Annotated in this window: 21 protein-coding genes; 10 read left to right on the top strand and 11 right to left on the bottom strand. The window is 61.3% G+C overall.

Features of this window, described 5'->3' with window-relative positions:
* Positions 1 to 165 precede the first annotated feature (165 nt).
* From crtY to AC3YMN_RS01180, 3 genes are read left to right on the top strand one after another with little or no spacing between them, the layout of a single operon-like run.
* A complete protein-coding gene (gene crtY / locus AC3YMN_RS01190; protein WP_489888624.1) occupies positions 166 to 1,347 on the top strand; it encodes a lycopene beta-cyclase CrtY in 1,182 nt (393 codons plus the stop codon).
* Positions 1,344 to 2,840 (top strand): phytoene desaturase, encoded by a 1,497-nt coding sequence (locus AC3YMN_RS01185; RefSeq protein WP_489888623.1) that lies wholly within the window; start codon positions 1,344 to 1,346, stop codon positions 2,838 to 2,840. The genes crtY and AC3YMN_RS01185 overlap by 4 nt, the downstream gene beginning before the upstream one ends.
* Positions 2,837 to 3,760 (top strand): phytoene/squalene synthase family protein, encoded by a 924-nt coding sequence (locus AC3YMN_RS01180; RefSeq protein WP_489888622.1) that lies wholly within the window; start codon positions 2,837 to 2,839, stop codon positions 3,758 to 3,760. Before AC3YMN_RS01185 ends, AC3YMN_RS01180 begins: the two co-directional genes overlap by 4 nt.
* Here the strand turns inward: AC3YMN_RS01180 and AC3YMN_RS01175 are convergent.
* The 6 genes from AC3YMN_RS01175 to AC3YMN_RS01150 form a co-directional block, all read right to left on the bottom strand.
* Positions 3,757 to 4,281 (bottom strand): sterol desaturase family protein, encoded by a 525-nt coding sequence (locus AC3YMN_RS01175; protein ID WP_127754078.1) that lies wholly within the window; start codon positions 4,279 to 4,281, stop codon positions 3,757 to 3,759. The genes AC3YMN_RS01180 and AC3YMN_RS01175 overlap by 4 nt on opposite strands.
* An 80-nt stretch (positions 4,282 to 4,361) precedes the next feature.
* Positions 4,362 to 5,564: an ABC transporter permease gene (locus AC3YMN_RS01170; protein WP_489888621.1), complete on the bottom strand. Its 1,203-nt coding sequence runs from the start codon at positions 5,562 to 5,564 to the stop codon at positions 4,362 to 4,364.
* Entirely contained in the window at positions 5,561 to 6,517 is a 957-nt protein-coding gene (locus AC3YMN_RS01165) for an ABC transporter ATP-binding protein (protein WP_489888620.1), read from the bottom strand. The genes AC3YMN_RS01170 and AC3YMN_RS01165 overlap by 4 nt, the downstream gene beginning before the upstream one ends.
* Positions 6,514 to 7,440, bottom strand: a complete 927-nt coding sequence (locus AC3YMN_RS01160; protein ID WP_489888619.1) for a polyprenyl synthetase family protein — start codon at positions 7,438 to 7,440, stop codon at positions 6,514 to 6,516. Before AC3YMN_RS01160 ends, AC3YMN_RS01165 begins: the two co-directional genes overlap by 4 nt.
* Before the next feature lie 298 nt (positions 7,441 to 7,738).
* Entirely contained in the window at positions 7,739 to 8,764 is a 1,026-nt protein-coding gene (locus AC3YMN_RS01155) for a sulfate ABC transporter substrate-binding protein (RefSeq protein WP_172124306.1), read from the bottom strand.
* Between the two features lie 183 nt (positions 8,765 to 8,947).
* Complete coding sequence (locus AC3YMN_RS01150; protein WP_489888618.1) at positions 8,948 to 9,736, bottom strand: sugar transferase; 789 nt, start codon at positions 9,734 to 9,736, stop codon at positions 8,948 to 8,950.
* A gap of 318 nt (positions 9,737 to 10,054) precedes the next feature.
* Here AC3YMN_RS01150 and AC3YMN_RS01145 point away from each other — a divergent pair, with 318 nt between their 5' ends.
* The 4 genes from AC3YMN_RS01145 to AC3YMN_RS01130 all read left to right on the top strand — a co-directional run bounded on the left by AC3YMN_RS01145 (position 10,055) and on the right by AC3YMN_RS01130 (position 15,638).
* Positions 10,055 to 10,849: a metallophosphoesterase family protein gene (locus AC3YMN_RS01145; RefSeq protein WP_489888617.1), complete on the top strand. Its 795-nt coding sequence runs from the start codon at positions 10,055 to 10,057 to the stop codon at positions 10,847 to 10,849.
* A 180-nt stretch (positions 10,850 to 11,029) separates the two neighbouring features.
* Complete coding sequence (locus AC3YMN_RS01140; protein ID WP_489888616.1) at positions 11,030 to 13,036, top strand: sulfotransferase; 2,007 nt, start codon at positions 11,030 to 11,032, stop codon at positions 13,034 to 13,036.
* On the top strand, positions 13,036 to 14,199 hold the full coding sequence (locus AC3YMN_RS01135; RefSeq protein ID WP_489888615.1) for a glycosyltransferase family 2 protein: 1,164 nt from the start codon (positions 13,036 to 13,038) through the stop codon (positions 14,197 to 14,199). The genes AC3YMN_RS01140 and AC3YMN_RS01135 overlap by 1 nt, the downstream gene beginning before the upstream one ends.
* Positions 14,196 to 15,638, top strand: coding sequence for a hypothetical protein (locus AC3YMN_RS01130; protein WP_489888614.1), 1,443 nt, complete (start codon positions 14,196 to 14,198; stop codon positions 15,636 to 15,638). The genes AC3YMN_RS01135 and AC3YMN_RS01130 overlap by 4 nt, the downstream gene beginning before the upstream one ends.
* Here AC3YMN_RS01130 and AC3YMN_RS01125 read toward each other — a convergent pair.
* Complete coding sequence (locus AC3YMN_RS01125) at positions 15,589 to 16,569, bottom strand: glycosyltransferase family 2 protein (RefSeq protein ID WP_489888613.1); 981 nt, start codon at positions 16,567 to 16,569, stop codon at positions 15,589 to 15,591. The two genes, AC3YMN_RS01130 and AC3YMN_RS01125, sit on opposite strands and share 50 nt — an antisense overlap.
* Before the next feature lie 210 nt (positions 16,570 to 16,779).
* Here AC3YMN_RS01125 and glf point away from each other — a divergent pair, with 210 nt between their 5' ends.
* The gene (glf, locus tag AC3YMN_RS01120) at positions 16,780 to 17,931 is read left to right on the top strand and encodes a UDP-galactopyranose mutase (protein ID WP_489888612.1); all 1,152 of its coding nucleotides are present in this window, start codon (positions 16,780 to 16,782) and stop codon (positions 17,929 to 17,931) included.
* 11 nt (positions 17,932 to 17,942) lie between these two features.
* Here the strand turns inward: glf and AC3YMN_RS01115 are convergent, their stop codons facing one another.
* Both AC3YMN_RS01115 and AC3YMN_RS01110 read right to left on the bottom strand, forming a co-directional pair.
* Positions 17,943 to 19,721: a glycosyltransferase family 2 protein gene (locus AC3YMN_RS01115; protein WP_489888611.1), complete on the bottom strand. Its 1,779-nt coding sequence runs from the start codon at positions 19,719 to 19,721 to the stop codon at positions 17,943 to 17,945.
* Entirely contained in the window at positions 19,705 to 21,387 is a 1,683-nt protein-coding gene (locus tag AC3YMN_RS01110) for a glycosyltransferase (protein WP_489889182.1), read from the bottom strand. The genes AC3YMN_RS01115 and AC3YMN_RS01110 overlap by 17 nt, the downstream gene beginning before the upstream one ends.
* 91 nt (positions 21,388 to 21,478) lie before the next feature.
* Between AC3YMN_RS01110 and AC3YMN_RS01105 the strand changes: the two genes are divergently transcribed.
* Positions 21,479 to 22,423: a glycosyltransferase gene (locus AC3YMN_RS01105; protein ID WP_489888610.1), complete on the top strand. Its 945-nt coding sequence runs from the start codon at positions 21,479 to 21,481 to the stop codon at positions 22,421 to 22,423.
* Here the strand turns inward: AC3YMN_RS01105 and AC3YMN_RS01100 are convergent.
* Entirely contained in the window at positions 22,420 to 23,637 is a 1,218-nt protein-coding gene (locus AC3YMN_RS01100; RefSeq protein WP_489888609.1) for a glycosyltransferase family 4 protein, read from the bottom strand. The two genes, AC3YMN_RS01105 and AC3YMN_RS01100, sit on opposite strands and share 4 nt — an antisense overlap.
* Before the next feature lie 69 nt (positions 23,638 to 23,706).
* On the opposite strand from AC3YMN_RS01100, the gene AC3YMN_RS01095 reads away from it, so the two are divergent.
* A complete protein-coding gene (locus tag AC3YMN_RS01095; RefSeq protein WP_489888608.1) occupies positions 23,707 to 24,906 on the top strand; it encodes a glycosyltransferase in 1,200 nt (399 codons plus the stop codon).
* Between the two features lie 30 nt (positions 24,907 to 24,936).
* Here the strand turns inward: AC3YMN_RS01095 and AC3YMN_RS01090 are convergent, their stop codons facing one another.
* The gene (locus AC3YMN_RS01090; protein ID WP_489888607.1) at positions 24,937 to 25,785 is read right to left on the bottom strand and encodes an alkaline phosphatase family protein; all 849 of its coding nucleotides are present in this window, start codon (positions 25,783 to 25,785) and stop codon (positions 24,937 to 24,939) included.
* Positions 25,786 to 25,807: the final 22 nt, after the last annotated feature.

The following is a 25,807-nucleotide window of genomic DNA, read 5'->3' as shown; positions in this document are numbered from 1 at the left end:
CACTCTGTTGCCCCAGCGGCAACGATGGCGCCAAACGCCCGCTGGTCGGGAGCATCTGACAACTTCGCGCTCGAAGATGTTAGCGCCGCTGCAACGAAGCTTGATGACTTTGCCCGCCAATCCCCTATTGTCCGGCCGCAACACCGAGCGGACCGCACCTTCTTCATGCAGCAAGGCACCACCACCGATCCGCTGATTCTCGTTGGTGCGGGACTGGCCAGCGCCTTGATTGCGCAACGTCTCGCCAACACGGCCAATCCCCCGCCCGTCCTCATGCTCGAAGCCAGCGACCAGCCCTTTGGCGAACATACCTGGTCGTTCCACACCGGCGATGTCAGCCCTGCCGACCTGCATTGGCTGTCCCCGCTCGTCGCCCATCGCTGGGCCGGCCAATCCGTCCGCTTCCAGGCCTTTTCACGCGATCTTCGCTCCGGCTATGCGAGCCTGTCCTCGGCTTCCGTGGCCGCGGCCATGCAAGCTCTTCCCAACCTGACGATCCGCAGCGCCGCCCCCGTCGCCGATCTCCGCCCGGATGGAGTGACCCTCGCCAGCGGCGAAGAGCTGCGGGCCCAATGCGTCATCGACACCAGCGGCTTCAGCCCCAGCCCGGCGCTGGCGCTCGGTTTCCAGAAATTCGTCGGCCAGGAGGTCGAAACCACCGAGCCGCACGGGATCACCTATCCCGTGATCATGGATGCGTCGGTGGACCAGCGCGACGGCTACCGCTTTGTCTATCTCCTGCCCTTTTCGCCCAGGCGCATCCTCATCGAGGACACCCGCTATTCGGATGGCGAAAATCTCGACCGCGCCGAACTGGCCCGCGACATCGCTGCCTACGCGCAGGCGCACGGCTGGACTATCGCCTCAGTGGTTCGCGAGGAACATGGCGTCCTCCCGATCGCGCTCGCCTATGATGCCGAGCAATTCTGGGCCGATCGTCCGCGCGACATCCCCCAGGCCGGCATGCGGGCCGCGCTCTTTCATCCCACCACCGGCTATAGCCTCCCCGAAGCGGTGCGCGTTGCCAATCTTGTGGCCGACACCTGGCCCTCCGCCAGCCCCGAACTCGCGGCGCGCATCCGCGCCCACGCCATCACGCGCGCCCATGCGCAAAAATTCTATCGCCTGCTCAACCGCATGTTGTTTCGCGCCGCCCGGCCCGAGCGCCGCCACCTCGTCCTGCAGCGGTTTTATCGCCTTGGCGAACCGCTGATCGAGCGCTTCTATGCCGGCCAGACCACGCCGGCCGATATGGCGCGCATCCTGATGGGCAAGCCGCCGGTCCCCATTCATCGCGCCCTGCCCTGTCTGCGGGAAGCGCCCTTCTTGTCCCAGGAGCACTCGTGAGCGCCAAGCCCAACCAAACCGCGGCAGTGATCGGAGCTGGCTTTGGCGGACTGGCCCTTGCCATTCGCCTGCAAAGCGCCGGCATTGCCACGACCCTTTTCGAAAAGCGCGACAAGCCCGGTGGGCGCGCCTATGTTTATACCGACGACGGCTTCACCTTTGATGCCGGCCCCACCGTCATCACCGATCCCGATTGCCTTGAGCAGCTGTGGGCGCTGAGCGGACGCAAGCTCTCGGACTATGTCACCCTTTTGCCCGTCACCCCATTCTACCAGCTCTGCTGGGAGGACGGCTATCGCTTCGACTACGCCAATGATCAGGCCGATATCGATCGCCAGATCGCCGCCAAGTCCCCCGAGGACGTGGCTGGCTACCACCGCTTCCTGCGCTATTCCGAAGACCTTTATCGCGAGGGCTACGAGAAGCTGGGCACCGTGCCGTTCCTCAATTTCTGGTCGATGATCAAGGCCGCACCCCAGCTGGTGCGCCTCGAAAGTCATCGCAGCGTTTATTCCAAGGTCGCCCAGTTCATCAAGGACGACCAACTGCGCCAGGCCTTCAGCTTCCATTCGCTCCTGGTTGGCGGCAATCCCTTCGAGACCTCTTCCATCTATGCCCTGATCCACGCCCTTGAACGCAAGGGCGGCGTCTGGTTTGCTCAAGGGGGCACGGGCGCCCTGATCGCGGGCATGGTGCGCCTCTTCGAGGATCTGGGCGGCAAGGTCCATCTCAACGCCGCCATCGACCGCATCGAAGCCGAGGGCGACCGCGTCACCGGTGTATCACTCGCAGATGGCACCACCCAGCGCTTCGACATGGTCGCCTCCAATGCCGATGTGGTGCACACCTATAAGCACATGCTGCGCGCCACCCAGCGCGGGCCCGCCCAAGCCAAGGCGCTCGAAAAGAAGCGCTTCTCCATGTCGCTCTTCGTGATCTATTTCGGCCTCAAGACCGAACATCCTGAGCTGCGCCACCACATGGTGCTGTTCGGGCCCCGCTATCGCGAGCTGATCTCGGAAATCTTCAAGGCCGATGGTCTTGCCGATGATTTCTCGCTTTATCTGCACGCCCCGTCAGTCACCGACCCCAGCCTCGCCCCGGCCGGCTCCAGCGCCTATTACGTGCTCTCGCCCGTGCCCCATCTGGGCACTGCCGATATTGACTGGGACGTGCAGGGACCGATCTATCGCGACCGCATCCTCCAATACCTCAACGATCACTACATCCCCGATCTCCTCAAGGATCTGGTGACCGTTCGCCACTTCACCCCCTTCGACTTCCGCGACGAACTCAACGCCCATCTCGGTTCCGCCTTTTCGGTCGAGCCGATCCTGACCCAGAGCGCCTGGTTCCGGCCGCACAACCGCGACGACAACTTCGGCAATCTCTATATCGTGGGCGCCGGCACCCATCCCGGAGCTGGTATTCCCGGCGTGGTCGGCTCGGCCAAGGCCACCGCGGGCCTGATGATTGCGGATGCCGCCCCATGAGCGATGCGGTCGTTACCCAAAGCGAAACTGCCATCGCCCAGGGCTCCAAAAGCTTTGCCGCCGCCGCGCGCCTGTTCGATCGGCAAACCCGCGACGACGCCGTCATGCTCTATGCCTGGTGCCGCCACTGCGATGACGTCATCGACGGGCAGACCCTGGGCCATGCGCAGGATCCCGAATTCCGGCGCGGCCAAGCCGAGCGGCTGCACCAGCTGCAGGAACAGACCGCCGCCGCACTGCGGGGCGAAACGGGAAACGATCCAATCTTTGAAGCGCTGCGCCGCGTCGTCGAGCGCAACCAAATCCCGGCGCGCCACCCCCAGGAACTGCTGGCCGGCTTCGCCATGGATACCGCCGAGCGCCGTTACGCTACCATCAACGACACCCTCGATTATTGCTATCACGTTGCTGGCGTCGTCGGCGTGATGATGGCCATGATCATGGGCGCCCGCGACAGCCGCGTGCTGGATCGTGCCTCGGACCTCGGCATCGCCTTCCAACTCACCAATATCGCCCGCGATGTGGTTGAAGACGCCCGCGCCGGCCGGGTTTACCTGCCCGCCGACCTGCTCGCCCGCCATGGCATCACGACCATCGAGCCCGACAATGCCGAACAGCGCCCGGCGCTGCATCGTGCGGCGCTTGAACTGCTCGACCTGGCTGAGCGCTATTATGCGTCCGCAGGATCGGGAATGGCGGCGCTGCCACCCCGTTCGGCCTGGGCCATTGCTGCCGCGCGCCGGGTTTATCGCGCCATCGGCACCCAATTGCGCCAAGGTGGCCCCAACGCCTGGGACGCCCGGGTTTCAACCTCGGGCACCCGCAAAACCCTGCTGGTTCTCGCGAGCCTCGCCGATGTGGCCGCCTCCCGCCTACCCCGGCCCCAGGCCGATCGCGACGGGCTCTGGCAGCGCCCCTAGGCGGTGGGACGTTCTTCGTCCTTGAGCGCCTCGGCATCGAATGGCCGGCGCCCCGTATTGAGCTTCTTGACCAGCTTGTCGACCGGCTCGGCATAAACAAAGCCGAAGGACACGCAGCCGTCCTTGCCCTGCACCGCATGGTGCAGGCGGTGCGCCTGGTACACCCGCTTGAGATAACCCTTGCGCGGTACATGCTTGAATGGCCAGCGCTGATGCACCAGCCCGTCATGCATGAAAAAGTACAAGGCGCCGTAGATGGTGATGCCCAGCGCAATCCAGGTCAGTGGCCACCACACAAAGGCCCCCAGCGCGAACAAGGCGATGGCAAAGCCGGCAAACACGACCGCAAAGAGATCGTTCTTTTCCAGCGCGTCGTCGTGCGGCTCGTGGTGTGACTGATGCCAGCCCCATCCCCAGCCATGCATGATGTGCTCATGGGACCAGGACGCGAACCATTCCATGAAGGCGGTGGTTGCCACCACCAGCACGGTCGGCACAAGAAAGTGGAGAAGCGTGTCCATGTTCAAACTCGATCAGGCGCCTATGTCTAGTCTAGCATAGCCCAGAACGCGGCTGAAGTGAGGGCAAGAGCTCGCGCGGCCTAAAAGCGCAGCCGCAACCGCGAGATCCCCACCGCCAACGACACCCCGACCAGCCCGGTCCCGACCAGAACGGCGAGGCTCGGCGCCAATGCCGCCAGGGCATCCCCCCGCCACATCGCACCCTGATACGCCTCGATGGCCCAGGCATTGGGGGTGAACCAGCCCAGTTCCTGCAGCCAGGGCGGCATCATGAACCGAGGCACCATCGAGCCACCCACCGCGGAGCACACCAGCACCAGAAAGGTTGCAATGGTTTGTGCCTGCTGCTTGCTGGTGCAAAATGCCGCCACGGCCAGCCCCAGCCCCGCCGCAGCCACGGCCGCGGCAACAGTGGTCAGCAACCATGGCCACCAATGCTGCAACACCGGCACCTGGTAGAGCAGGATGGCGAGCGCGAAGATCAAGCCGGCCTGCACCACGCCCTGCCCGATCAGGAACAGGAACTTGCCGATCACGACGACATCGGTTCCCGCTGGCCCCACCGCCAGTCGATCGACAATGCCCGAATTGCGCTCCTCGATCAGGGTCGCCGCGCTTTGCATCGCCGAAAACAGCAGAAACAGGATCGCGACGGCACCCGCATAATAGGTGACGGCGGCGCTGCCATCGCTGGCCTCACCCACCGTATGGATCTCGCTGAGCTCGGCGCTCGCACCGCCCTCCGCCGGCGCTGCGGCCAGCGCGTTGAGAGCCGCGGTAAGACGCTGGGATTGTTCTGGTGAAAAGCCGCCCACGAGCTCACCCACCAGGGGTGCCGTTCTCGACACCGCGACATCGGGCAGATCCTGGGCCAGGATGCGCTGCACATGGCCCATCAATATGGCCGGGGCCATGCTCTTGGCCGGGTCGGCAAAGATCACCACGGGTGCGGCATCGGTGCGCGCCAGCCCATCACGCAGAAACAGTCCCACATCGGCGTGGCCTGCCTGCACCAATGCCTGCATCTCGGCTTCCGAGCCAATGCTGCCCTCCAGCACCCGAAGCGCGGGGATTTCACGTAACGCCGCCTCGAACCGGGGATCGACGGACGCAGCATCAGCCACCCCGAACCCCACCTGGAGGCGCATTTCCTCCCCCCCGGTCCCTGCAAAAATTGCGGCAAAGATCACAAAGATCATCGGCGGCAGCACAAAGGCCATCGCCAGCGCACCGCGATCACGCACAAGACTGAGCACCATGACGCGCAGCATGGCCACGATCATGCGGCTGCCCCCGGCTCTACTTGCCCTTGCCGCGACAGGTGGAGAAAAAGACTGTCCAACCCTGGCTCACGCAGCCGCAATTCACGCGTTTCGATGCCGGCATTGGCCAGCCATTTCGCCAGGTCTGCAGCCGGTATCGGCGTCGCCCCGCTCATGCGCGACCAGATCATCGCTGCCTGCACCGGCTCAAACCCACGCTGATTGAGGAAGTCGATCTGCTCTGGTGTCGGGGCGCGCCGCAACTCGACGATGATCTGTTGGCGCCCTTGAAACACCTCATCCACGAGGGCCCGTGGCGCGCCCTGCGGCCCGATCACGCCACCGCGCAAAAAGCCCACCCGGGAACAAATGGTTTCGGCCTGATCGAGATCGTGGGTCGCCAGCAGCACTCCCATGCCCGCACCCGCCAATTCGGCAATCACTTCGTGCAGATGGTTACGCGCTTCCACATCGACCCCGACGGTTGGCTCATCGAGGATCAGCAGCGCCGGGCGATGCAGAATAGCCGACGCGATATTGACGCGGCGCTTCCAGCCACCTGACAGGATCCCCACCTGATCGGCCAGTCGCGCCTCGATATGGGTGGCAGCACTCGCCCAGACCACAGCGGCCTTCGCCTCGGCGGCCGAAAGCCCCATCAATCGCCCGAATACCAGCAGGTTTTCGCGCGCGGTGAGATGGGGATAAAGCGCGATCTCCTGCGGCACGAGGCCGATTTGGCGGCGCACATCCCTGCTCCGGCCCACTTTGCCGGCGATGGAGATCTGCCCCGCATCGGGTTTGCAGCGCCCGCAGATCGACCGGATCAACGTTGTCTTGCCCGCGCCATTGGGCCCGAGCAAGCCGAAGATCTCGCCCGCGTTCACCACGAGATCGACCCCGTTAAGGACCTGTCTTTTGCCATAGCTGATGCGCAGCGCCTGGACTTGTAGTGCCGCTGGCTGCGAGATCACGGCGTCGGGGTCTCGCGTCGTTCAAACAGGCGGGCGATCATGGCCATCAAAGGTCGGGCATTGATCCGAGTCTGCAACAGCGCAGCTTCCGCCTTGTCCAAATGCTCGCGATAGCTGAGCAGCGCCGCCTGTTCGCCAAACAAGGTCACGAGCGTGGTCTTGTTGCCATCCTTGCCGACATCCTTGCCTGCCTCGTCGGCCGTCGCATTGCTGTCGAGCAGGTCATCGGCAGTTTGAAACGCCAGTCCCAAATGGGAAGCAAACAAGCCAACGGCCTCAACCTCCTTATCGGGCAGGCCGCGCAGCATGGCGCCCATCCGGGCGGCCGCCACAAACAACACGCCTGTCTTGAGCCAATTCAGCTGCTCGATTCCATCCACGGCAACAATGCTGGCGCGCTCATTGACGTCGAGCTCCTGGCCCGCCACCAAGCCGGTCCAGCCTACCGCCGCCGACAACTCCGCCGCAAGCCGGGCCTTGGTGGCATCGTCAACGCCGGCAAGCGCCGCCAATATCCCAAAGGCCTGGCTCAAAAGGGCAATAGCCGCCAGAATGGCGGTCGCCTGCCCAAACGCCATATGCGTTGTCGGCCGTTGCCGGCGCATCAGCGCGTCGTCCATGCAGGGCAGATCATCCAGGATGAGCGAGGCGGTGTGGACCATCTCCACCGCGCAGCCCAGGTCAAGTGCGCCGGCAATCTGCGCGTCCTGGGGCTCCACCACATGATAAACCAGCAAGGGCCGTATGCGTTTGCTGGGGGCAAGCAGCGCATGACGCAACGCCGCGCTCAAATTGGGCGGCACACCTGTTGGACTGGCAAGCAACTGCTCCAGCCGGCCCTCGATTGCGTCCCGTGCGGAAAGCATCCCTGCGAGTTGCTGATCAGGGAGCGGCATGCTGTAGCTGTTCCCGGCCGCGCTCATGCTTGCTCCCGCTTGGCCCGCGGGCCCACTGCGACAAGGCTACGGCTGTCGGCTACTGGGAGGCTGGCGCAGTGAGCCGATGGCCGATCGGCAATTACGAATAATTCCTCGGGCACTCCCGTGCCGACGCCGCCGTCTTTGATCATGCTCTTCGCCTTCTCGCCCGACGCTTATGCGCGAGATACCTTAGTCGGGCATAGTGACGCAAGCGAATGGATAGACCCGCACCACCTCGGGATGGGCGAAAAAGGGATCAACAAGGCGGGGATCGGCCGGCTGCCCGGCCGATCCTCCAAAACTACTGTGTAGGGCCTGAGTAAATTTGGTCGAAGATGCCCCCATCGGCAAAGAACGCCGGCTGCGCCTCGCGCCAGCCGCCGAACTCCTCGATAGTCACAAGATTGACCTCACCAAACCGCGCAACATCCTCGGGAGCCGCAGCCTCGGGGCGGAATGGGCGATAATAGTTCGCAGCGGCGATGGCCTGCCCTTCGTCGGAATAAAGATATTGCAGATAAGCCTCCGCAACGTCCCGCGTCCCCTTGCGGTCCACATTGCCTTCCACCAGGGCGACGGGCGGCTCGGCCAGGATCGAAACGGAGGGGGTCACGATATCGAACGCATCGGGGCCAAGCTCCTCCATCGCGAGGTAGGCCTCGTTCTCCCAGGCCAGCAAGACATCGCCGATGCCGCGTTGCACAAAGGTCGTGGTCGCGCCACGCGCACCGGTGTCGAGCACCGGCACATGCTGGTAAAGTTCGGTGATGAAGGCCTTCGCCGTTTCGTCGCTCCCGCCCTCCTGGGCGCGCGCCCAGGCCCATCCAGCCAGAAGATTCCAACGGGCGCCGCCCGAAGTCTTGGGATTGGGCGTAATCACTTCCACCCCCTCCTTGATCAGGTCACCCCAATCAACGATGCCGTCCGGATTGCCCTTACGCACCAGGAACACGATTGTGGACGTATAGGGTGCGCTGTTGTTCTCGAACCGCCCGCGCCAGTCGTCGGGGATGAGATCGGTTCCGTCGGCGATGGCATTGATGTCGCTCTCGAGGGCCAAGGTAACCACATCGGCCTCAAGCCCGTCGATCACCGTGCGCGCCTGCGAGCCCGAACCGCCATGGGTCACCTGTACAGCAATGTTTTCGCCCGTAGTTTCCTGCCAATGGCGCACAAAGGCTTCGTTGAACTGCCGGTACAGCTCACGCGTCGGATCATACGAGACATTGATGATGGTCCGATCCTGCCCATGCGCCGTAACGGCAAAGCCCAGCACCAGAGAAGCGCCCAAGGCGCCATAGGCAAGCAGTCTGGCTGTCGTTCTCAATCTGAGTCTCCCTGAAGACGTTGCGCGCAATACTCTAGCAGGAGAGTAGAGTTAAACGAGATCGTCGCGTGGGGCGCGCAGCAGCCCGGGTAAAATTTCTTGCCCTTGGCTGGCCCTCGCACGCACACCAACTGCTCTCACCGCTCCGACACGATGAGGTCACCCCCGCCATTCACCACCAGCTTAGTGGCCGGACCCGGTCAAAAACTGGTTTCGCAGGGTAAGACCCAGTATCCTGAGATCAAGCCACACGGACAAGTTCTGCATATAGGCCAGGTCGAACTCGATGCGGGACCGTGCCGCCTCCGCATCACCCGTCGGCCCGCGCAGGCCATTGGCTTGTGCCCAGCCAGTGATCCCCGGCCGCACGGCAAGCCGACAATCGTAATAGGGCACCAGATCCTTGTAGGGCATGCCGCCGGCAAACATGCCCGGCACATGCGGACGAGGCCCGACCAGGGACATCTCTCCCCACAGCACATTGAGCAATTGCGGCAGCTCATCAATGCTGGTCCGGCGGATAAAGGCGCCAAAAGGCGTGAGCCGCGGATCATTCCGCCTGGTTTGCTGCAACCCGCTCTTGTCACAGCGATCCACCGGCATGGATCGGAACTTCAATGTCCAGAACAAGCGCCCACCCAGCCCTTCGCGCCGCTGCCTGAACAGGATGGGACCCGGGCTGGTGGCGGCCACAAGGACTGCGACAAGGAGCAAGAGCGGAGCCAGCCCAACAAGCGCCGCGAGGGCGAGGGTTACATCGACCACTCGCTTGATCTGCAATTGGGACGAGCTCGGAACAGCCGCGACGGGACAGCCGTCTTCCCAGAGCAGCGGCAGGCCTCCATGTTCCGTTTGTACGGGCGGTTCATTGTCGTTTTCAGGAACCACTTGAACAAGAGCGCCCTCAGCGCCCGTATCCTCCAGCAAAAGTTCGGTAATGTACTTTGCTGTCTGGGTATCAAGAGGACGCATGACATTGTTCATGGCAGGCCTGATAGCTCGCGTGGTAAACAGAGTATTGCGTATGTAGAACTGCTAGCCAACTTGAATCTTCAAGACTCTGCTGTTCCAGTTAATCTTGCGCGCTTGCACTGCTGAATGTGGGCCAGCGGGTGACCACATCGCCGTCGGCACGATGTGATGAACAGTCCTGACCAGTTTCAAATCGTGGCGTCGGCACGATCTCCTTGGCAGCCTTTGCTGCAATACTGGTGTTACAAGAGAACTGGCTCACCTAAGCCGAACCGCCCCTGACCCAAGCCGGCACTTGTGCCGCGGATGGTGCACAAGATGAAGTTCCTGCAGCGGCTGCTTGATCGATCTGCACTCACCGCCGAAGGGGAGCGGCCAAGGCTGCGCGCTTCAACTGATCCGGCAGTCGTCTATGCCGTGGGCGATGTTCACGGCTGTCTTGATCTGCTCGAGCAACTGGAAGGCATGATCCTTGCTGACGCCGCATCATATGCGGGCGAGAAATGGCTCGTGATGTTGGGAGACTATGTTGATCGCGGTCCCCGCTCCGCTGGCGTGATCGAGCATCTGCTCGCGCCCCCGCCGGATGGCTTCACGCGGCTGGCCCTGGCCGGCAACCACGAAGCCATGATGCTTGATTTCCTGGCCGCCCCTTCCGAGCGGCACCATTGGCTGGGGCTTGGCGGGACGCAAACACTGCAGTCCTACGGGCTGACTGCCGGTGCGCTTCGCGGCCTATCCAGCAAAGGCGCCCGCGCCTTATTGGAAAGCTCTATTCCCTCGGCTCACCGACGGTTCATCGAAGCCGCCCCCAGCGTGATCGAAACACCGACCACCATCTTCGTGCATGCAGGCTTGCGCCCCGGCCTGCCCCTCGAGCAGCAAAGCGAAGATGACCTGCTCTGGTACCGCCCCGACGCCGCCACAGATTACACCGCCTTCGGCAAGGTCGTGGTGCATGGCCACACTCCGCTCCCCACTCCCCTCCTCTTACCCTCCCACATCAATATCGACACCGGAGCCTTCGCCACCGCCCGCCTCACCGCCGTCCGGCTCGTAGTGGGCCATCCCCCAGTCACGCTGACTGCAACGGGAGCCTATCGTCATAGCTAAGCAGACTAGGCCGAAGGGATGACGAAGGTTGTCTTAAGGCAATCTTGGTCTTACAAGCGCTAGTTCGTCGCCAGCGCTCGCACCCCCATAAATGAGGCTCCGGCCCATGCTGGATTTTGAACGAGCGACGCAAAGCAGCATAGTCTGCTGCAGTCTTGCTGTAGAGGAGAGCAAACCAGCATGCGCACCTGCATTCTTGTTCTTGGAATGCATCGTTCTGGAACCAGTGCGCTTACGCGTATCTTGAACCTTTTGGGCGCCCAGCTACCCACAAACCTGCTTGGGGCCCAATTGGGCAATGACGCGGGACATTGGGAGCCCAGAAAACTGCTGGCTCTCCATGACGAGTTGCTGGAAGCCGCAGGGAGCCGCTGGGACGACTTAGGTCCACTCGATCTTTCGCGTTTGGGGCTGCCCAAGCTGGAGGAGTTTAAGACGCGCGTTAAGACGCTGTTGCTTGAAGAATACGGCAATGCCCCCGTCTTCATCGTCAAAGACCCGCGCATCTGCCGTTTCGTTCCCTTTTTCATCGAGTTGCTATCTGAGATGGACGTCTCTGTACGGATCGCGCTGACCTTGCGCAATCCGCTGTCGGTTGCCGCCTCGCTGGTACACCGTAACGGCTTCTCCGAGGGGTTCGCTTCCCTGCTTTGGCTGCGCCACCAATTGGATGCAGAAGCACACAGCCGTAGCTTCAAGCCGTTCCACGTGGAGTTCGAGCAACTGCTAGCTGAGCCCGCAGCACATATCGGCCGCTTGCGAAGCTGGATGGAGGAGGCGCGTATCACCTCCAGCACTCCTGATGCTGAAATTGTTGCTTCGCTGCGGTCGGATCTGGCTCACTTTAATTACTCTCCCGAAGATCTGGCACGCTTGCCCGGTCCGGTCAGTGACGCTTATCTCGCCAGCAGATTGCTGAGCGACATAGGGCAGCGCCCTCAGGCTCAGCATCGATTGAGCGAAATCCGGGCGCAATTTGATCCTGCATCAGCCCTGCTTGGGCCTGTGCTCGCCGAGGAAGCGACCGCCCGCCTGAAAGTTGCAGCCGATGAGGCAAGTCGTCGCGAAATCGCGTTGGGGGAGGAAGTGGAAACAGCACGCCGGCAAGTCCATGAGCTTTCCATCCGCGCCGAGCGTGCCGAGCGTGAACTAGCGCAGATGCGCGCGAGCACCTCTTGGCGCCTCACGGCACCCGTGCGGCAGCTTAAGCTTGGCCTCCTGCGCACCGGGCAGGCTCTAAAAACCGGCAAAGGATCCAGCACGGCTGCGGAGTATCAGAAACCCGAGCGCTGCCTTGTTGCCACGACGGCGCATGCGCTTTTCACCGCTGAGCTTATCGCAAGGAGCCTGCGGCAGGCGGGCTTCGCGGTCGACATGGTTCGTGATCGCGTCGGGGACCCCAGCCCGTACCGAGCCGTGTTCGCGGTCTGCCCGCAAAACTTCCCCGATCTGCCGGACGGGTATTACGCCGTGCAGATGGAACAGCACGTGGCTAGTCGCTGGTTCACATCAGGTTACTTCGGGTTGCTCTCACGCGCCGAACTTATTCTCGACTATTCCCAACAGAACATTGCCTACCTAGAGGCACAAGGCGTCCCTGCTCAACGGCTTGCCTTCATGCCGCTAGACACGAACCCGGAATTGCTGCTCGACACCGCTCAGCAAAAAGACATCGATGTTTTGTTCTACGGCAACGAAAACTGCCCTCGAAGACTCCGAATACTCGAGACGCTCGGAAGGCGCTTCAACGTGACGATCATCAATGATCTCTTTGATGATGCCATGCGCGACACAATCCGGCGCGCCAAGCTGGTGCTCAACATCCACTTCTACGAGAACGGTCTGCTTGAAACCAATCGGCTGCTCGAGGCTCTTTCGCTCGGCACGCCGGTGATCAGTGAAGTGGGAGCAGACCAAGCGGAGCATGGTACCTTGGCTGGTATCGTCGACTTCGTGCAACTCGGCGATGTAGATGCGATGGCCCAGGCCATTGAGCCACTGCTGAACGATGCGGCGCATTATGCCACGAGGGAAGCTGCCATTCGCCAGTTTGTGGCGCACAAGGACAATCGGTTTGAGCGCGCCATGAGCGGCATTCTTCAAGCGCAGGGCCTCATGCCCGTAAGCTCCAAATCGATCAAGACCAAAGACACTTCCACTCTGTTCGAAGGAACTGTTACCGGCTAATGGCGGATCTAAGCTTCATCGTTCCCGCACGCAATCTGAGCGGCTATATCGAAGCCTGCCTTGCCAGCGTCACGGCTCCCATGGTCATCTCGAGCGAGATCATCGTTGTGGACGATGCATCCGCGGATGATACGGCGCTCAAGGTGCAAACCTTTGCCGCCGCTCATCCGCATGCAAATATTCGTCTGCTGAACACTGGCTCGCTGGAGCCAAAAGGGCCCGGCTTTGCCCGCAATCTGGGCTTGAAACACGCAACGGCGCCTAGGATCGCCTTTGTGGATGGCGATGATTGGATAAACGCGGCTGCCTACGCCAATCTCGTGATACTGATGGATCGGCACAAGGCCGACTTCGGTTGGCTCCGAGCCATTGTTTTTCATGAACGCAAGGCCGAGTTCTGGCCCTTTTATGATGAAGGCATTAGAGCAGCCGTGCTGAACGGGCGGCAGCTGGCGGTTACCAACATTGAGGCACACCCCATCTTGGGTGGTATGGAGCCGCAGTGCTGCAACAGAGTTTATTCAAGTGCATTCCTGCGCGAGAGGGTGGCACGCTTTCCCGAAGGCATCGTCTACGAGGACCTGCCTTTTCACTTCGACGCCTTATTTGCTGCAGACCACATCGTGCTTACTGGCGAGACCGGCTACTTCTATCGAACCCAACGACAGGGCAAGATCACCGACCGCAACGACCTGAGCCGCTTTGACCTGGTGCGGTCGATGGCAATCATGAATGAGGGGGTGTTCGCAGAACATCGTCACTCCCTCGCCGGCGTTCATGCTGTGTCATTCCTCGCCCAATTCGCCCTTTGGTGCGCCGTGTCGGTGCCGCCGGTTCTGCGCACCAACTTGGTGGCACTACTTGGCGACCAGTTCGAAAAGCTGCCCGATGAGTGGATAGCGGCCGCTCTGCAACCAGGGGCGCTGCCAACTGACCGTGCCCTTATGACATGGCTGTTCCTGCAAAAAGATGCTGCCCGTCTTGAGCAGGTGCACTCCAGCACCGCCGAGCCGGAAACTCAGGCCGACTTCATGATCGCGACACACCGCCGCGAGCCCGAGCAAGTTGAGCCGGAAATTGCTTTGGGCCCGGAGGACCGCGCCGGGACGAGCGGACTGCTACAGCGTGCCCTCACGCGTGCGCGGCAATGGAGCCGTCCATGACCGCCCTTTCCGATCATCTGCCCGCCTTTTCCTCCCATTCTGCCCGTAGCTTGTGGTTGCCGGAACAGCTAACTGCACGGGTTCATGACGCCACCAGTTCGATGGCGGTTTCTTACAATGGTGAGGCATTCCTGGACGCGAGTGCCGCCCAAATTCTCGTCCATCTTGGCCCCGCAGGCGCGGAGCGGGCCATAAACTTTGTCCATGCGCGTCCAGGCTCGCAGGCACTGCTATTCCACCCAAGTCCCTATGTAAGAGCTGAGCAGCGGTCCTACCTAGAGGCAATGCCCGGGATTACGATACTAGGGAGCCTTTCCGAGCTAGAAGCCTTCAAGAACAAGCTGGTCAACGTCTATATCGATGAGAGCTGCTTCGATTTGGCCATGGTGGAAGAGATTGCGGCGCACACCATCATTGATTGGCTGATTGGGGCTTTTGAGTCGCTCCGCTACCCTACAGGCGGTATTTACCCGCGCCTGAAGTCCCTCGCGCGCCACTTCCGCCTCCGCGATGCAAGCCTGCACACCTTGATCCATGCCGGGCCCGCTGACGCGATCGACATCTCGTTGATCCTGCCCGTTGCAAACGCCGACAGGCTTCTGGCTCTCGAAGACGAGCCGACCGCCTTCACCGTCGAGCTGGTTCTTGCTGCAACTGATCTCAACCAGGAAACCCGGAGCCGGCTGGAATCTCGTGCGTCCGAACGCGTCAAGATCGTGATTGCAGAAGCGCCGACAACGGCCGAAGCGCTGGCTAAGGCCGTCTCGCTCGCCAGCGGCCGATATCTTGGTTTTGGGATGTTGGCACACCATCTCTCCCTGCCGCTAACAGCGCGACTGTTCGAGGCTGCGATCATCGGCAATGCGGATCTTGCGGTCCTTGGCACCGCTCAGGGCAAGGAGCATCTTGTCGTGGATGTTCAACGCAGTGCAGCCGAGAGCCTGTGCACCGAGCCGTTAGTCCGACCAGCGCTGTTCCGCCGCTCCTTTTTGGAGTTCCACAATCTGGAGCCTGACCTCGGCAACGCCGAGAGCGCCGCGCCAGCACTGCTTGCGGAAACCTTGCTCTTGAACCCCGAAGTCGTGCGAGCAAGGCGCAAAGGGGAAGAGCCGTCCCACCGCCCCATGTCCGGCAATGAACTGGCAACAACAGCTGCGGCCGTATCTCGGCGAGCACTACAACTGGGTACGCGTTTCTGCGATGACTGCTGCCTGCGCCTAATCCTAAGCTCACTCCTGGCAAGCCGTCCCGATCCTGGAGACGCCGCCTTCTCCGCCTATGACAATGAGGCGAGCAGCATTCTGCAGAGCTTACCCGACAGAATTAGTGACGGGGGGTCGCTGATCGAGGATCTACCGGAAAGTCTTCGGCTCTATGCCCAAGCCCTACTCACTGAGCCCGGGAAGAAGGCGTCTGCCGATGAGCAAGTTGAGGCATAGGCCGCCAATTTTTCTCCCGGCGAATCCGTCGCGCCGCTCGCCAGCCCCGCCACAAGGGAATGACCCCTTCGGCCCGCCGTTCGATCGCCACAATGCGCGTCAGCTCCTTGAGCGCTGTCAGCATAGTTCCCAGGGCAAAGCCAAAGGGCCTGAACACGCCAGCTTGCGCAAAATAGTTGGCTACATATGCGCGGTTGCGCATCACGTGGAAGCGCGACAAGTCGCTGCTATCGTTAAGATGCCTTATGCCTAGGCTGATCTGCCGCTGCTGCCGAAGGCGTTTCAGCACGAAGTCGTTGACCAGGACGACAGGTGTGATCCTGGACGCGAGCCATCCATAAACTGCGTCATCCCAAGTGATAAAGAACCGGGGATCAGGCAGCCCGACCTGCTCCACTACGGTTCGGTGAACGAACATGCCCTCAAAACACCCGGCATTGATGGTGATGTGGTCGGCGTCGGCGAATGGATCGCCAAGCCGCGGCAATGGCACGCCCAGCCATTCGCTGAAAACTGGCTGAAAGAAGAAGGGCTGGCCGTTCGCATCGTAGCGCCGCCCATGGATGCATTTGAACCGCTCGCCCCAGTTGAGCAGCACTTCCACTGCCGAGGGAAGCGCCTCCACATCATCATCCATCAACCAAAGCCAGTCGGCTCCGAGCTCGACGGCCTTGCTCACCCCCACTGAGAACCCGCCTGCCCCGCCGATATTGGCGGGTTGAGGCAGCGAGACGATTGGCGTCCTGCTCCCCTCTGCCGCCGCAGCCGCAGCCGCAACGACCTCCGGAGTATGGTCAGAACTAGCATTGTCAACCACGATGATCCATCGTGGCGCCACGGACTGAGCCTGCAGCGAGGCCAGCAACTGACGGAGGAAATCGGGCCTATTGTAGGTGACAACCACAATGGCGACGTTGGCGGTAGGCTGCATGGTAGGCTCTGCGCCGCTCCGTGTTTCGCCGATGGAGTACGCTATTTGCCCTGCGACGTCAAAACCGCCAGCCCCTGCGACTTGCCAAGCTCAAGTGGCCCCTGTATCGCAACTTACGTGGCGCAACCGCCGCTTTGTTCTTTGTCAGTGCGCCTCACCGCCAACTTAGCTCGGCCCGTGGCGCCTCCCCAATCCAACGGTCGGTTATAAATGGCTCCTCACTCCTATGATATCCTTGTGGTCGGCGCGGGTTTTTACGGCGCGACCATCGCTGAGCGCGTCGCCAATGTTCTGGGCAAACGGGTGCTGGTGATCGACCGGCGCGACCATATCGGGGGCAACGCTTATTCCGAGATCAACCCCGAAACCGGGATCGAGGTGCACCGCTATGGCGCCCATCTGTTCCATACGCCCAACAAGCTCGTATGGGATTATCTGAACGGCTTTACTGCCTTCACTGGCTACCAGCACCGGGTGTTCACCTCCTTCAAGGGGCAGGTCTACCCTATGCCCATCAATCTCGCGACCATCTGCCAGTATTTCGGCAAACAGATGTCGCCCGACGAAGCGCGGGCGCTGGTGCGCGAACAATCGGCCGAGCTCGGCGACGCTGCCCCGCGCAATCTCGAGGAAAAGGCGATCTCGCTGATTGGCCGGCCGCTTTATGAGGCGTTCATCCGCGGCTACACCGCCAAGCAATGGCAGACCGATCCCACCTTGCTCCCCGAAAGCATCATCAGCCGATTGCCGGTCCGCTATAATTTCGACAACCGTTATTTCAGCGACAAGTATGAAGGCCTGCCGGTTGACGGCTACACCGCCATCTTCGAGCGCATGCTCGACAATCCCCTGATCGAGATCCAGACCGGGGTCGATTATTTCGCCATCAAGGACACCATCCCCAAGGACAAGCTCGTTGTGTTCACCGGACCGATCGATCGTTACTTCGATTACCGGGCGGGCGAGTTGAGCTGGCGCACCATCGATTTCGAACCCGAGATCGTGGGTGTCGGTGACTACCAGGGCACGGCAGTGATGAACTATGCCGACGAGGATATCCCCTTTACCCGCATCCTCGAGTTCCGCCACTTCAATCCCGAGCGGAATTACCAGACCGAAAAGAGCTATATCGTGCGCGAATATTCCCGCTTCGCGCGGCACGAGGACGAGCCCTATTATCCCATCGATACGCCCGAGGATAAAAAGGTCTACCAGGCTTATCGCAGCCTCGCTGAAGGCGAAGAGAACGTGATCTTTGGCGGTCGCCTCGGGACGTATCGTTATCTCGACATGCACCAGGCGATCGGCGCGGCGCTCAAGGCCTTCGACACCGAAGTGCAGCCCCGGCTGAGCCGGGCCTAGGCCTTGCGAGGTCAGGCGGCCCGCTGGAACGTCTGATCCCACCAAGCCTTGGTGCCGAAGCGGCCGATCGCCGCTCGGTACTCCTTGCGCAACCGGTCATAGGAGAACACCAGTCGCGTGAGCAGAATGGTCAGGCGGACCATGAGCTCCAAAGCCCGCGCAGTGTCCTTGACGGCTAGGAACACCTTGCCCTGATGCTCGTCCACATAGCGCACCTGCTTGCGCCCGAAGGCAAAACGAGGCTGCGGCGCGTCGACGCGAGGAAGGCTGACTTCCTCGGTGACGCTAGTCCCGACCAGACCTCGCGGCAGCAGATGCCCGTTCAACGTAAATAGCCGGAGAGCCGTCTTGGTCCGCCGTTCCGGGCGTGATGCGCGCGCCAGCACGTGCTCGCCCGCATCTGGCAGCGGTTGCAGGATTTCGGCCTTGACCATTCCCCTCAACTCCCCAAGCCGCTTGCCCAATGCTGCGTTCTCGGCCCAGAACTCGGGGCCCTTGAGCACATCGCTGATGGCTTCGCAGTTGAGTTCAGCCCGATCGTAGCAATAGCCGAAGATGTTGCGCAGAGCCCAACGGCCAAAGAACCGCGCCGTCGCGAGCGGATTGGGTGGATCGCGCAAGATCAGTTCGGCAACAAGGAACGCCTTGGTTGCGAGATATTGTTCTCCCGGGCTGATCTTGCCTTCGAACCCCTCTTGCCAGGAAGCGACCCCGAGCATGGTCTCGAGGCTGAAATTGTTGAGGTAGGAGAACAGCCAATCATCGCCACGCACGAACATGGGGTACGGAAAGACCAGTTCACCCCGGATGGGAAACGCGAAGAACCACCAGCCGCCATAGCTGAAGGGTTCTTGCCGCAGTGCCTCGGCTAGGTGTTCGCGCTTGAGCAGATCAAGCCCGTTTTTGCGGGAGATGATCCGGTGATTCTCGCCCCATTCGAACAAGGCACCTTGTTCATGCATCATGAAGCTGGTTTCCGCGCGCAGCATAGCTGAACTCACCGCGGTCCGCTCGTTCTGGGCATAGGCGAGAAGGCGTCGAGTACGCAGCAGACACTCGTCCTCAGTCGCCGCGTCATCATCCATGAAGCAAACATGGGTGGTCGCCGATGTATCGACGTAATGGGAGAGCCCGCGTGCGAACCCGCCTGCTCCACCTAGATTGGCATTCGGCAGCACCGTGGCGCCAGGATAGGATGCTGCATCAAGCTCACGGCCGTTGTCGACCACAAGCAGCGAGAACGCACCCAATTCCGGCTCGGGATCACGCTCGATGAAGTGCGTAAGCTTGTCGATGGTTTGCGCCACCATGGCTGCGCGCCCGAACGTGGTAATGGAAAGGCCTAGCTCGACGCGACGCCGTGGGGCGTCCTTCGTCACGAAAGCCGCGCTGCGGAGCGAAACATCGGAACGGGCAACGATTTCCAGGTAAACGCCTTCCGCCTCGGCTTGGGCAAGCACCCCGGACACGTCGATCATCCCGGATCCGAGCTCGATGTTGAGCTCCAGCAGCACCGGATCTTCTGCTGCTGCGGGATCGAGTGCCCGCAGCAGCAGCGTAGCTGCCCCCTCGCCCATCACGACGATGCCATAGCTGCGCAAGGCAGCTACTCTGCGCCATTGTGCCAGAGGAAATAACCCAAAATAGGTGTCGCCTCGCACACCTTGCCCCGGCTCCAGCGCAATCGCTTCCCCTTGCAAGTCGGGAACCCGATCACCAATCGGCCGCAGGTAAAGTGCTTCCGCCTTGTCGGTGTTGTGGGGAAAAGCGAGCTTATGAAGCGGATACATCAAGGGCTTTCGGTGAGGTGACGCTGTTGTAAAAGGCGAGGCAAACCTCGGTCCCTGTGGGCTGATCGAGATTGGCTTTGAGCAGTTCGTCCTGCTGAGCCAGGATACGGGCGGCATCTCGCCGGCCCTGAACGATCTCGCCGATCAACTTGACGGTCTGTGATACACAGGAAATCGGATGCCGCGGCACCAGCATCTCTGGCGCAACGATCTCGCGCTGCGCGCCAACATCGGTCGAGATAATGACTGCCTGTGCGCGAGCGGCCTCGAAGCCGACCAGCGTCAGCCCTTCGTTGTCCGAGCAGATCACCAAAACATGGGCACGCCCGAGCACATCCGCCACTGGCGTTCCGGCCGGCAGAAAGGAGATGGCATCGGCAACGCCAAGCTTTTGCGCCAGCGCCCGCACTGATGGACCGAGAAGCCCCTCTCCGACCGCCTCGAACACGAACTGCTGCCGGCCAAAGCGCTTAATGAGCTGCTGCACCATCTGCACGAAGAGGTAGGGCCGTTTTTGCTGCGTGAAGCGCCCCACGAACGAAACATGCAGCGGCGTCATACTGTCCCACTTGCCTGGGGCCGGGGCAAAATTGCGCGACATGTCGTGCAATTTGCCCAACCGCACCTGGCCCGAGGGAATAGCGGCCCTTTGGGTCATGGCGTGCTGTAGATCGGCGCTGATGACATGGTGCTGGTCGATATAGGGTGAATAACGGATCGATTCGGAGACGAAATCGCCAAAACGGTATTCAAGAATATGAGTGCTGTCGATCACCGCCTCTACCAGGCGCAGGGCGCGCAAAGCCGGCAGTAAGCGGTACAACACCCAGGAATGATGAATGTGAATTACGTTTGGCTGATGCTTGCGGATGATCCGTAACATCGCCTGTTCCTTGCTGCCTCCGAACTGGCAAGTACCCAGCAGGTAGACGGCATCAGCAAACTGTGCGGCCTGCTCGATCACTCGGTGACGCCCGGCTTCATCGCAGGTAACGACCACCGTGTAGCCTGCAGCCTTTGCTGCCTGCACCATCTTGAGTGCGAACGCCTCGGCACCGCCGAAGTCCAGCCAATACAGTGAAAAGAGTATCGTTCGGCCCTCACCCTCGGCGGATGCCGGCGACCCCGCGTTGAACGACACTGGTGCTACTGACCCGCGCAAACCCGGAAGCTCGGCCATCTTGGCCGCGTGCTTGCGATCAGCCATCCGCTGGCGGGCCTCATCCATCAGCCAAGGATAACGTTCGAACGCCAGTGCCTTGACGCCCGTGTAAAGGGCGAGATTTTCCGGCTCCGCCACGCTTGGATCATCGATCCACAGCAAAATCGGGTCGATTCCGAGCATTTGCGAACTCGAGGGAAGCGGGGCAATTTCCAGCGTGGCAATCTGATTGGTGCCAATCTGGCGCGCAACGCCTTCGACCAACATATTGGCAGCATGCCGAGGCTGCCCATCAGTAGCGAGCGCAAAAACAACGCTCTGCGGCGCGCCCCCGGTGTAGATCAGCAATGTGCGCAAAGCAGATTCGAACTGCGCCACAACGGCAGCCACTACGCGGGCGCTAGGCTCGCCACGCAGTCCGATCTGATCCGCTACCATTCCCCAGGTAAGGGTTACGCCGAACTCGCGGGCAATCGGCTCTAGCCGTTCCTGAACGGCCTGCATGCTCACCATCTGCTTTCCCTTTCCTGGTCGGTCATGTAACCAACCTTGCCGGCGCTCCCTAACCGATGACAGACCGCGCGGAAAGGGCTGAATGGCTGAAAAGGAAGGAGTGTGCGCCGTGTCGCATGATAATGAAAACGGGTCAACAAAGCCTCATTCCGTTGCTGCGGCCCTGCTGACCAATAACCGCCCTCAGGACCTCGCCCGCGCCCTGCAAGCCCTCTCGAGACAGTCAGTGCCCCTACAGGACATCATCGTTGTAGACACCGCCGCGACTCCTCAAGCCGAAGAGATCTGCAGTCGCCATGGTCGAGTCCGATACGTGCCGTCCCTCAGCAATCTGGGGGGAGCCGGTGGCTTTTCTTTGGCTATGTTGCTGGCGATCGCGACGGGGGCAGAACATATCTGGATCATGGACGACGATGCGTGCCCCGAAGGTCCAGACTGCCTGGCGACCCTCCTCGCAGCGATGTCGGAGCGAGAGCTCGAGGCCGTGTCGCCGATCATCGTGGCGCCTACCGATTCGAGCCGGCTGGCCTTCCCCTACCCCCATGCGGGCGGGCCAACTTACGATCGCAAGGAAATCGAACAAACGCCCTTCATCCCCAGCTTCGCCCAACTCTTTAATGGCCTGCTGATCCACAAGGACGTGTTCTTCACCGTCGGCCTGCCGGATATGAAATTATTTATCCGCGGCGACGAAGTGGACTTTCTGCTCCGCATGCGGCGGGCGGGGATTCGGTTTGGGACTGTTACTGGTGCGGCGATGAGCCATCCTCCGGGGTGGGGAGAGGTCCACAAAGTCACCAAGGGCATGCAAGCCCTTGTTCCGGAAGGAGAATTCAAGCGCTACTACTTTTTCCGCAATCGGGGGTACCTGGCGAGAAGGCACCGGCGGATCCGCAGCCTTTTGGTGGATTTGGTCGGCTATCCCATTGTTTTCGTTGTAGTTCGTCGCGGGGATTACCTGGGTTTGCGGCAGTGGTGGGGGGCGTTTTGGGATGGGTTGAATTACCGGTTTGGGCCGCCGCGCTAGTGGGCCATGGAGGACAGTAATGCTTTTTGCCGCGGCAGGCACACGCGGTGGAGGTCGTAGTGATCCACAATGGTCTGGCGGGCGGCGCGGCGGATTTCGGTGTATTGATCGGGGTGGGTGAGAGCATCGGTGACGGATTTTACTAGCGCGTTGTGGTCGAAGAAGTCGACCAACATACCATTGACACCATGCTGGATCACTTCTTCTACCGGCGGGGTGGCGGAGCCGATGACGAGACATTGGCAAGACATGGCTTCGAGCATCGACCAGGAGAGGACAAAGGGGTAAGTCAGGTAGATGTGCGCACTGGAGATCTGCAGGATCTTCTTGAAGACGTCATAATCCACCCGGCCCATGAAATGGACGCGCGACAAGTCTCCCTTGAACTTGGCAAGTTCCTGATCCTTGTAGGACTTGCCGTCCGCGGGTTTGGCGCCGTAACTTACTCCCTCAGCGCCGACAACAACCACATGGGCATCTGGATTTTGCTCGAGGATGCCAGGCAGCGCCTGCATGAAGATATGAAATCCTCTATACGGCTCGAGGTTTCGCGCCACATAGGTGACGACTTTACTTGCGGCCGAAAGGGTCAAATCCGGCGAGAGCGCAACCGTTGCCATGTTGTCGCCACGAAGATGAACGGTGTCTACGCCTTCATGAACGACATTCATCTTGCCTTGGAACACCTTCGGAACCTGGCTCTGCTGCCACCAGGTCGGGGCCAATCCCTGATCGGTTGATTCGAGGCAGGATAGGGTCACCTGATTGCGCAGGCGCAGCTTGAAGGCGATCTCCGGGTCGCTGGGATAAGCGGGGTCGAAATTGACGTCCGAGCCGAAGGTGTGGAAGTAAAATTCGAAATAGCTCAGCAGCGGTACATCGGGGAAGATGTCCTTGGCGAAGAGCGTTTCCCCCCAGCCGGAATGGCCGATGATGAGGTCAGGAGTTATCCCCTGCTGCTTGAGCTGGAGGAGAATGCGCGCAACGGCTTGACCATGCAGGACATTGTCCTCCACCGGGCGCAAATAGGGGTGCTGATCGGCCTTGGGCTGGCGATGGGGTTGGTAGGTATAAAGGGTGACGCCATCAATGCGGTTGCCGTTGGGCTTGGTGATGAATAAGAGCCGGTTGTCGCGACGCAGTTCCTTGCACAGATGCAGGAACTGCCCAGGGAAATTCTGGTGAATAAACAACAGCGTCTTGTTCTTGAGCATGGCGGCAGGGTCCCCGATGATGCGCTTTCCATACTGAGCGCAGGGCTATTTGACTAGGGAGCGGATGGGATGAACGGCAATAAGCGGGTTTTGCTGGCCTGGGAGAACGGCGCCGGGCTGGGGCATGCCAAGCGCATCCTCCAGGTTGCCCTGGGGCTGCAGGCGCGCGGTTATGAACCCGTGGTCGCCGCGCGCGAGATCGGCTCAGCGCAGGCGGACTATCGCTCGGCCGGAATCCAGGTGCTGCAGGCGCCCATGCACCGGGGCTTTGTCGGCGATGCCAGGAATTACCGGGCGCAGAGCTTTGCCGATATCATGGCCACCTGCGCCTGGGACGAAGAAGAAGCGCTCCATGCGGCGGTGCATGCCTGGGATGGGCTGCTGGAGCTGATTCGTCCCGCGCTGGTGGTGGCCGATTACTGCCCTATCCTGCCGCTCGCGACATTGAACCGTTTTCCAACTTTGGTGTTCGGCGATGGTTTCGTGGTGCCCCCGAGCCACGGCCCTACCCTGCCCCTGTTGCGCCAATTCGATGCCCCCCGGGCTGACGATCGGGAGCTGATCCGCAATGGCGAGGCGGTGCTCCGGGCGCGCCACGACATCCATAGCCGCATCACCTCGCTTGGCGTGCTGATGAACGGCGACCGCTCGGTCATCTGCACCTATCCCGAACTGGATGTGTATGCCGAGCACCGCGGCAACCAGGGCGCGGTTGGGCCGCTGGACCGGCAGGACTATATGCCCCTGTCAGATGCCGGCTGCCTGTTCGTTTATCTGGCGGCCGACCATGAGCACACGGCCAAGGCACTGGAAGGCGCGGTGGATTGTGGCGTTCGGGTGCGGGCCTTTATCCGCGATTCCCGGCCCGAACAGCGCGAAGCGTGGCGAGCCATGGGCATCTTCGTGCATGACGAAGTGCCCAATCTCAAGCGCGAGCTGGAAGGCGCCGTGGCGATTATGCATCATGGCGGCATCGGCACGATGGAAGCGGCGCTGGCGGCCGGCCGGCCGCAATTGCTCCTGCCCCGGCATCTGGAACAAACGCTCAATGCCAAGCGGCTGGGCGAACAAGGCATTGGGGTGCGCCTAGCGGCGCCGTTCGAGCTGCATCACGCCACGGCGGCGGCGCGGCATGTAGCGACCTCGCTCACGCTGCGCGAGAAAGTGCAGGCACTGGCGCGGGAAATCGCCAAGCGCAAGGGCCCGACGGGGCTGGAACTGATTCTCAGCGCGTGTGAGCAGACGATTGCTCGGCACGGTCCGAGCTGAGCACTTCGCTCACCGCCCGGCCCGGTAAGCTTATGCGCGCAACAGGTTGCGCAGGCGCTGCCAGGGTGAGCGGGGTTTGGGGGGAATGAATTCCATTGGCTTGCCCTTGTAGCGGATCAGCAGCGGCACGGTCAGGGTCATGGGGTGGGCGATGCCATGCTCCCACAGGCCATCTTCACCCCAGCAATCACCATGATCGCCGCAGATGATGATGGTGCCATCCATATGGCGCTCCAGCAGCGGCCCGAGGAGACGATCGGCATATTCCAAGCAGGCGCGCTGGCGGATGCGGCAATCCTCGGAGCGATCCACGGTCTGGTAGGGGATGCAAGGATTATCGTCGGGCGACCAGGGCGCGCCTTCGTGCCAATAGGGCACATGGGTCTCACCGACATTCAGGAAGGTGAAGGTGGGGCCGGTCGCCTCGTCGAGGCGTTCGGTGATCCATTCCAGCTGCTGGCGCAGATGATAGGGACCGGGCAAGAAGAAGTGCTCGAAGCTTTCGCTCAGATGCTTTCCGGTGGGGGTGTTCGGGTCGAACCAGCCCATGGCGCCAGCGCCGATAGTGGTATAGCCGAGATTGCGAAAGCCCTCGACGATGTTGCGGCCCTGGAGGGTGTAACCCTCGGTGCCCTTACCAGGGTGACCGCCGGTGGTCAGCTTGAACAGCTTACCAAATTTTGGGTCGAAGAAGGGTTGGGCAGAGCCCGCAATGCCGGGCGTGAAGCCGACAAACATTGCCGAATGCGATGCGTAGGTGAAGTAGCTCGGTGCCTGGGCGCGGTGCAGCGAACCAACCGCAGCTATTCGGGGGACATGAGCGGCAGCAAAGCTGTCGAACCGACAGGAATCCAGGGAGATGAAAATGACGTTCTGCATTTGTGTGCCTGCCACAAAGAAA

The sequence above is a fragment of the Devosia sp. Z11_6 genome, from assembly GCF_058133665.1.
Note: the sequence above shows the minus strand (reverse complement) of the source record. Positions and strands in the feature narration are given on the sequence as shown.

Bases quoted from the DNA above. Each gene is read 5' to 3' on its own strand.
- crtY (WP_489888624.1), top strand. From the start codon at position 166: ATGCAGCAAGGCACCACCACCGATCCGCTGATTCTCGTTGGTGCGGGA.
- AC3YMN_RS01180 (WP_489888622.1), top strand. From the start codon at position 2,837: ATGAGCGATGCGGTCGTTACCCAAAGCGAAACTGCCATCGCCCAGGGC.
- AC3YMN_RS01175 (WP_127754078.1), bottom strand. From the start codon at position 4,281: ATGGACACGCTTCTCCACTTTCTTGTGCCGACCGTGCTGGTGGTGGCA.
- AC3YMN_RS01170 (WP_489888621.1), bottom strand. From the start codon at position 5,564: ATGATCGTGGCCATGCTGCGCGTCATGGTGCTCAGTCTTGTGCGTGAT.
- AC3YMN_RS01160 (WP_489888619.1), bottom strand. From the start codon at position 7,440: ATGAGCGCGGCCGGGAACAGCTACAGCATGCCGCTCCCTGATCAGCAA.
- AC3YMN_RS01150 (WP_489888618.1), bottom strand. From the start codon at position 9,736: ATGCGTCCTCTTGATACCCAGACAGCAAAGTACATTACCGAACTTTTG.
- AC3YMN_RS01145 (WP_489888617.1), top strand. From the start codon at position 10,055: ATGAAGTTCCTGCAGCGGCTGCTTGATCGATCTGCACTCACCGCCGAA.
- AC3YMN_RS01140 (WP_489888616.1), top strand. From the start codon at position 11,030: ATGCGCACCTGCATTCTTGTTCTTGGAATGCATCGTTCTGGAACCAGT.
- AC3YMN_RS01135 (WP_489888615.1), top strand. From the start codon at position 13,036: ATGGCGGATCTAAGCTTCATCGTTCCCGCACGCAATCTGAGCGGCTAT.
- AC3YMN_RS01130 (WP_489888614.1), top strand. From the start codon at position 14,196: ATGACCGCCCTTTCCGATCATCTGCCCGCCTTTTCCTCCCATTCTGCC.
- AC3YMN_RS01125 (WP_489888613.1), bottom strand. From the start codon at position 16,569: ATGCAGCCTACCGCCAACGTCGCCATTGTGGTTGTCACCTACAATAGG.
- glf (WP_489888612.1), top strand. From the start codon at position 16,780: ATGGCTCCTCACTCCTATGATATCCTTGTGGTCGGCGCGGGTTTTTAC.
- AC3YMN_RS01115 (WP_489888611.1), bottom strand. From the start codon at position 19,721: ATGTATCCGCTTCATAAGCTCGCTTTTCCCCACAACACCGACAAGGCG.
- AC3YMN_RS01110 (WP_489889182.1), bottom strand. From the start codon at position 21,387: ATGCAGGCCGTTCAGGAACGGCTAGAGCCGATTGCCCGCGAGTTCGGC.
- AC3YMN_RS01105 (WP_489888610.1), top strand. From the start codon at position 21,479: ATGGCTGAAAAGGAAGGAGTGTGCGCCGTGTCGCATGATAATGAAAAC.
- AC3YMN_RS01100 (WP_489888609.1), bottom strand. From the start codon at position 23,637: ATGCTCAAGAACAAGACGCTGTTGTTTATTCACCAGAATTTCCCTGGG.
- AC3YMN_RS01095 (WP_489888608.1), top strand. From the start codon at position 23,707: ATGAACGGCAATAAGCGGGTTTTGCTGGCCTGGGAGAACGGCGCCGGG.
- AC3YMN_RS01090 (WP_489888607.1), bottom strand. From the start codon at position 25,785: ATGCAGAACGTCATTTTCATCTCCCTGGATTCCTGTCGGTTCGACAGC.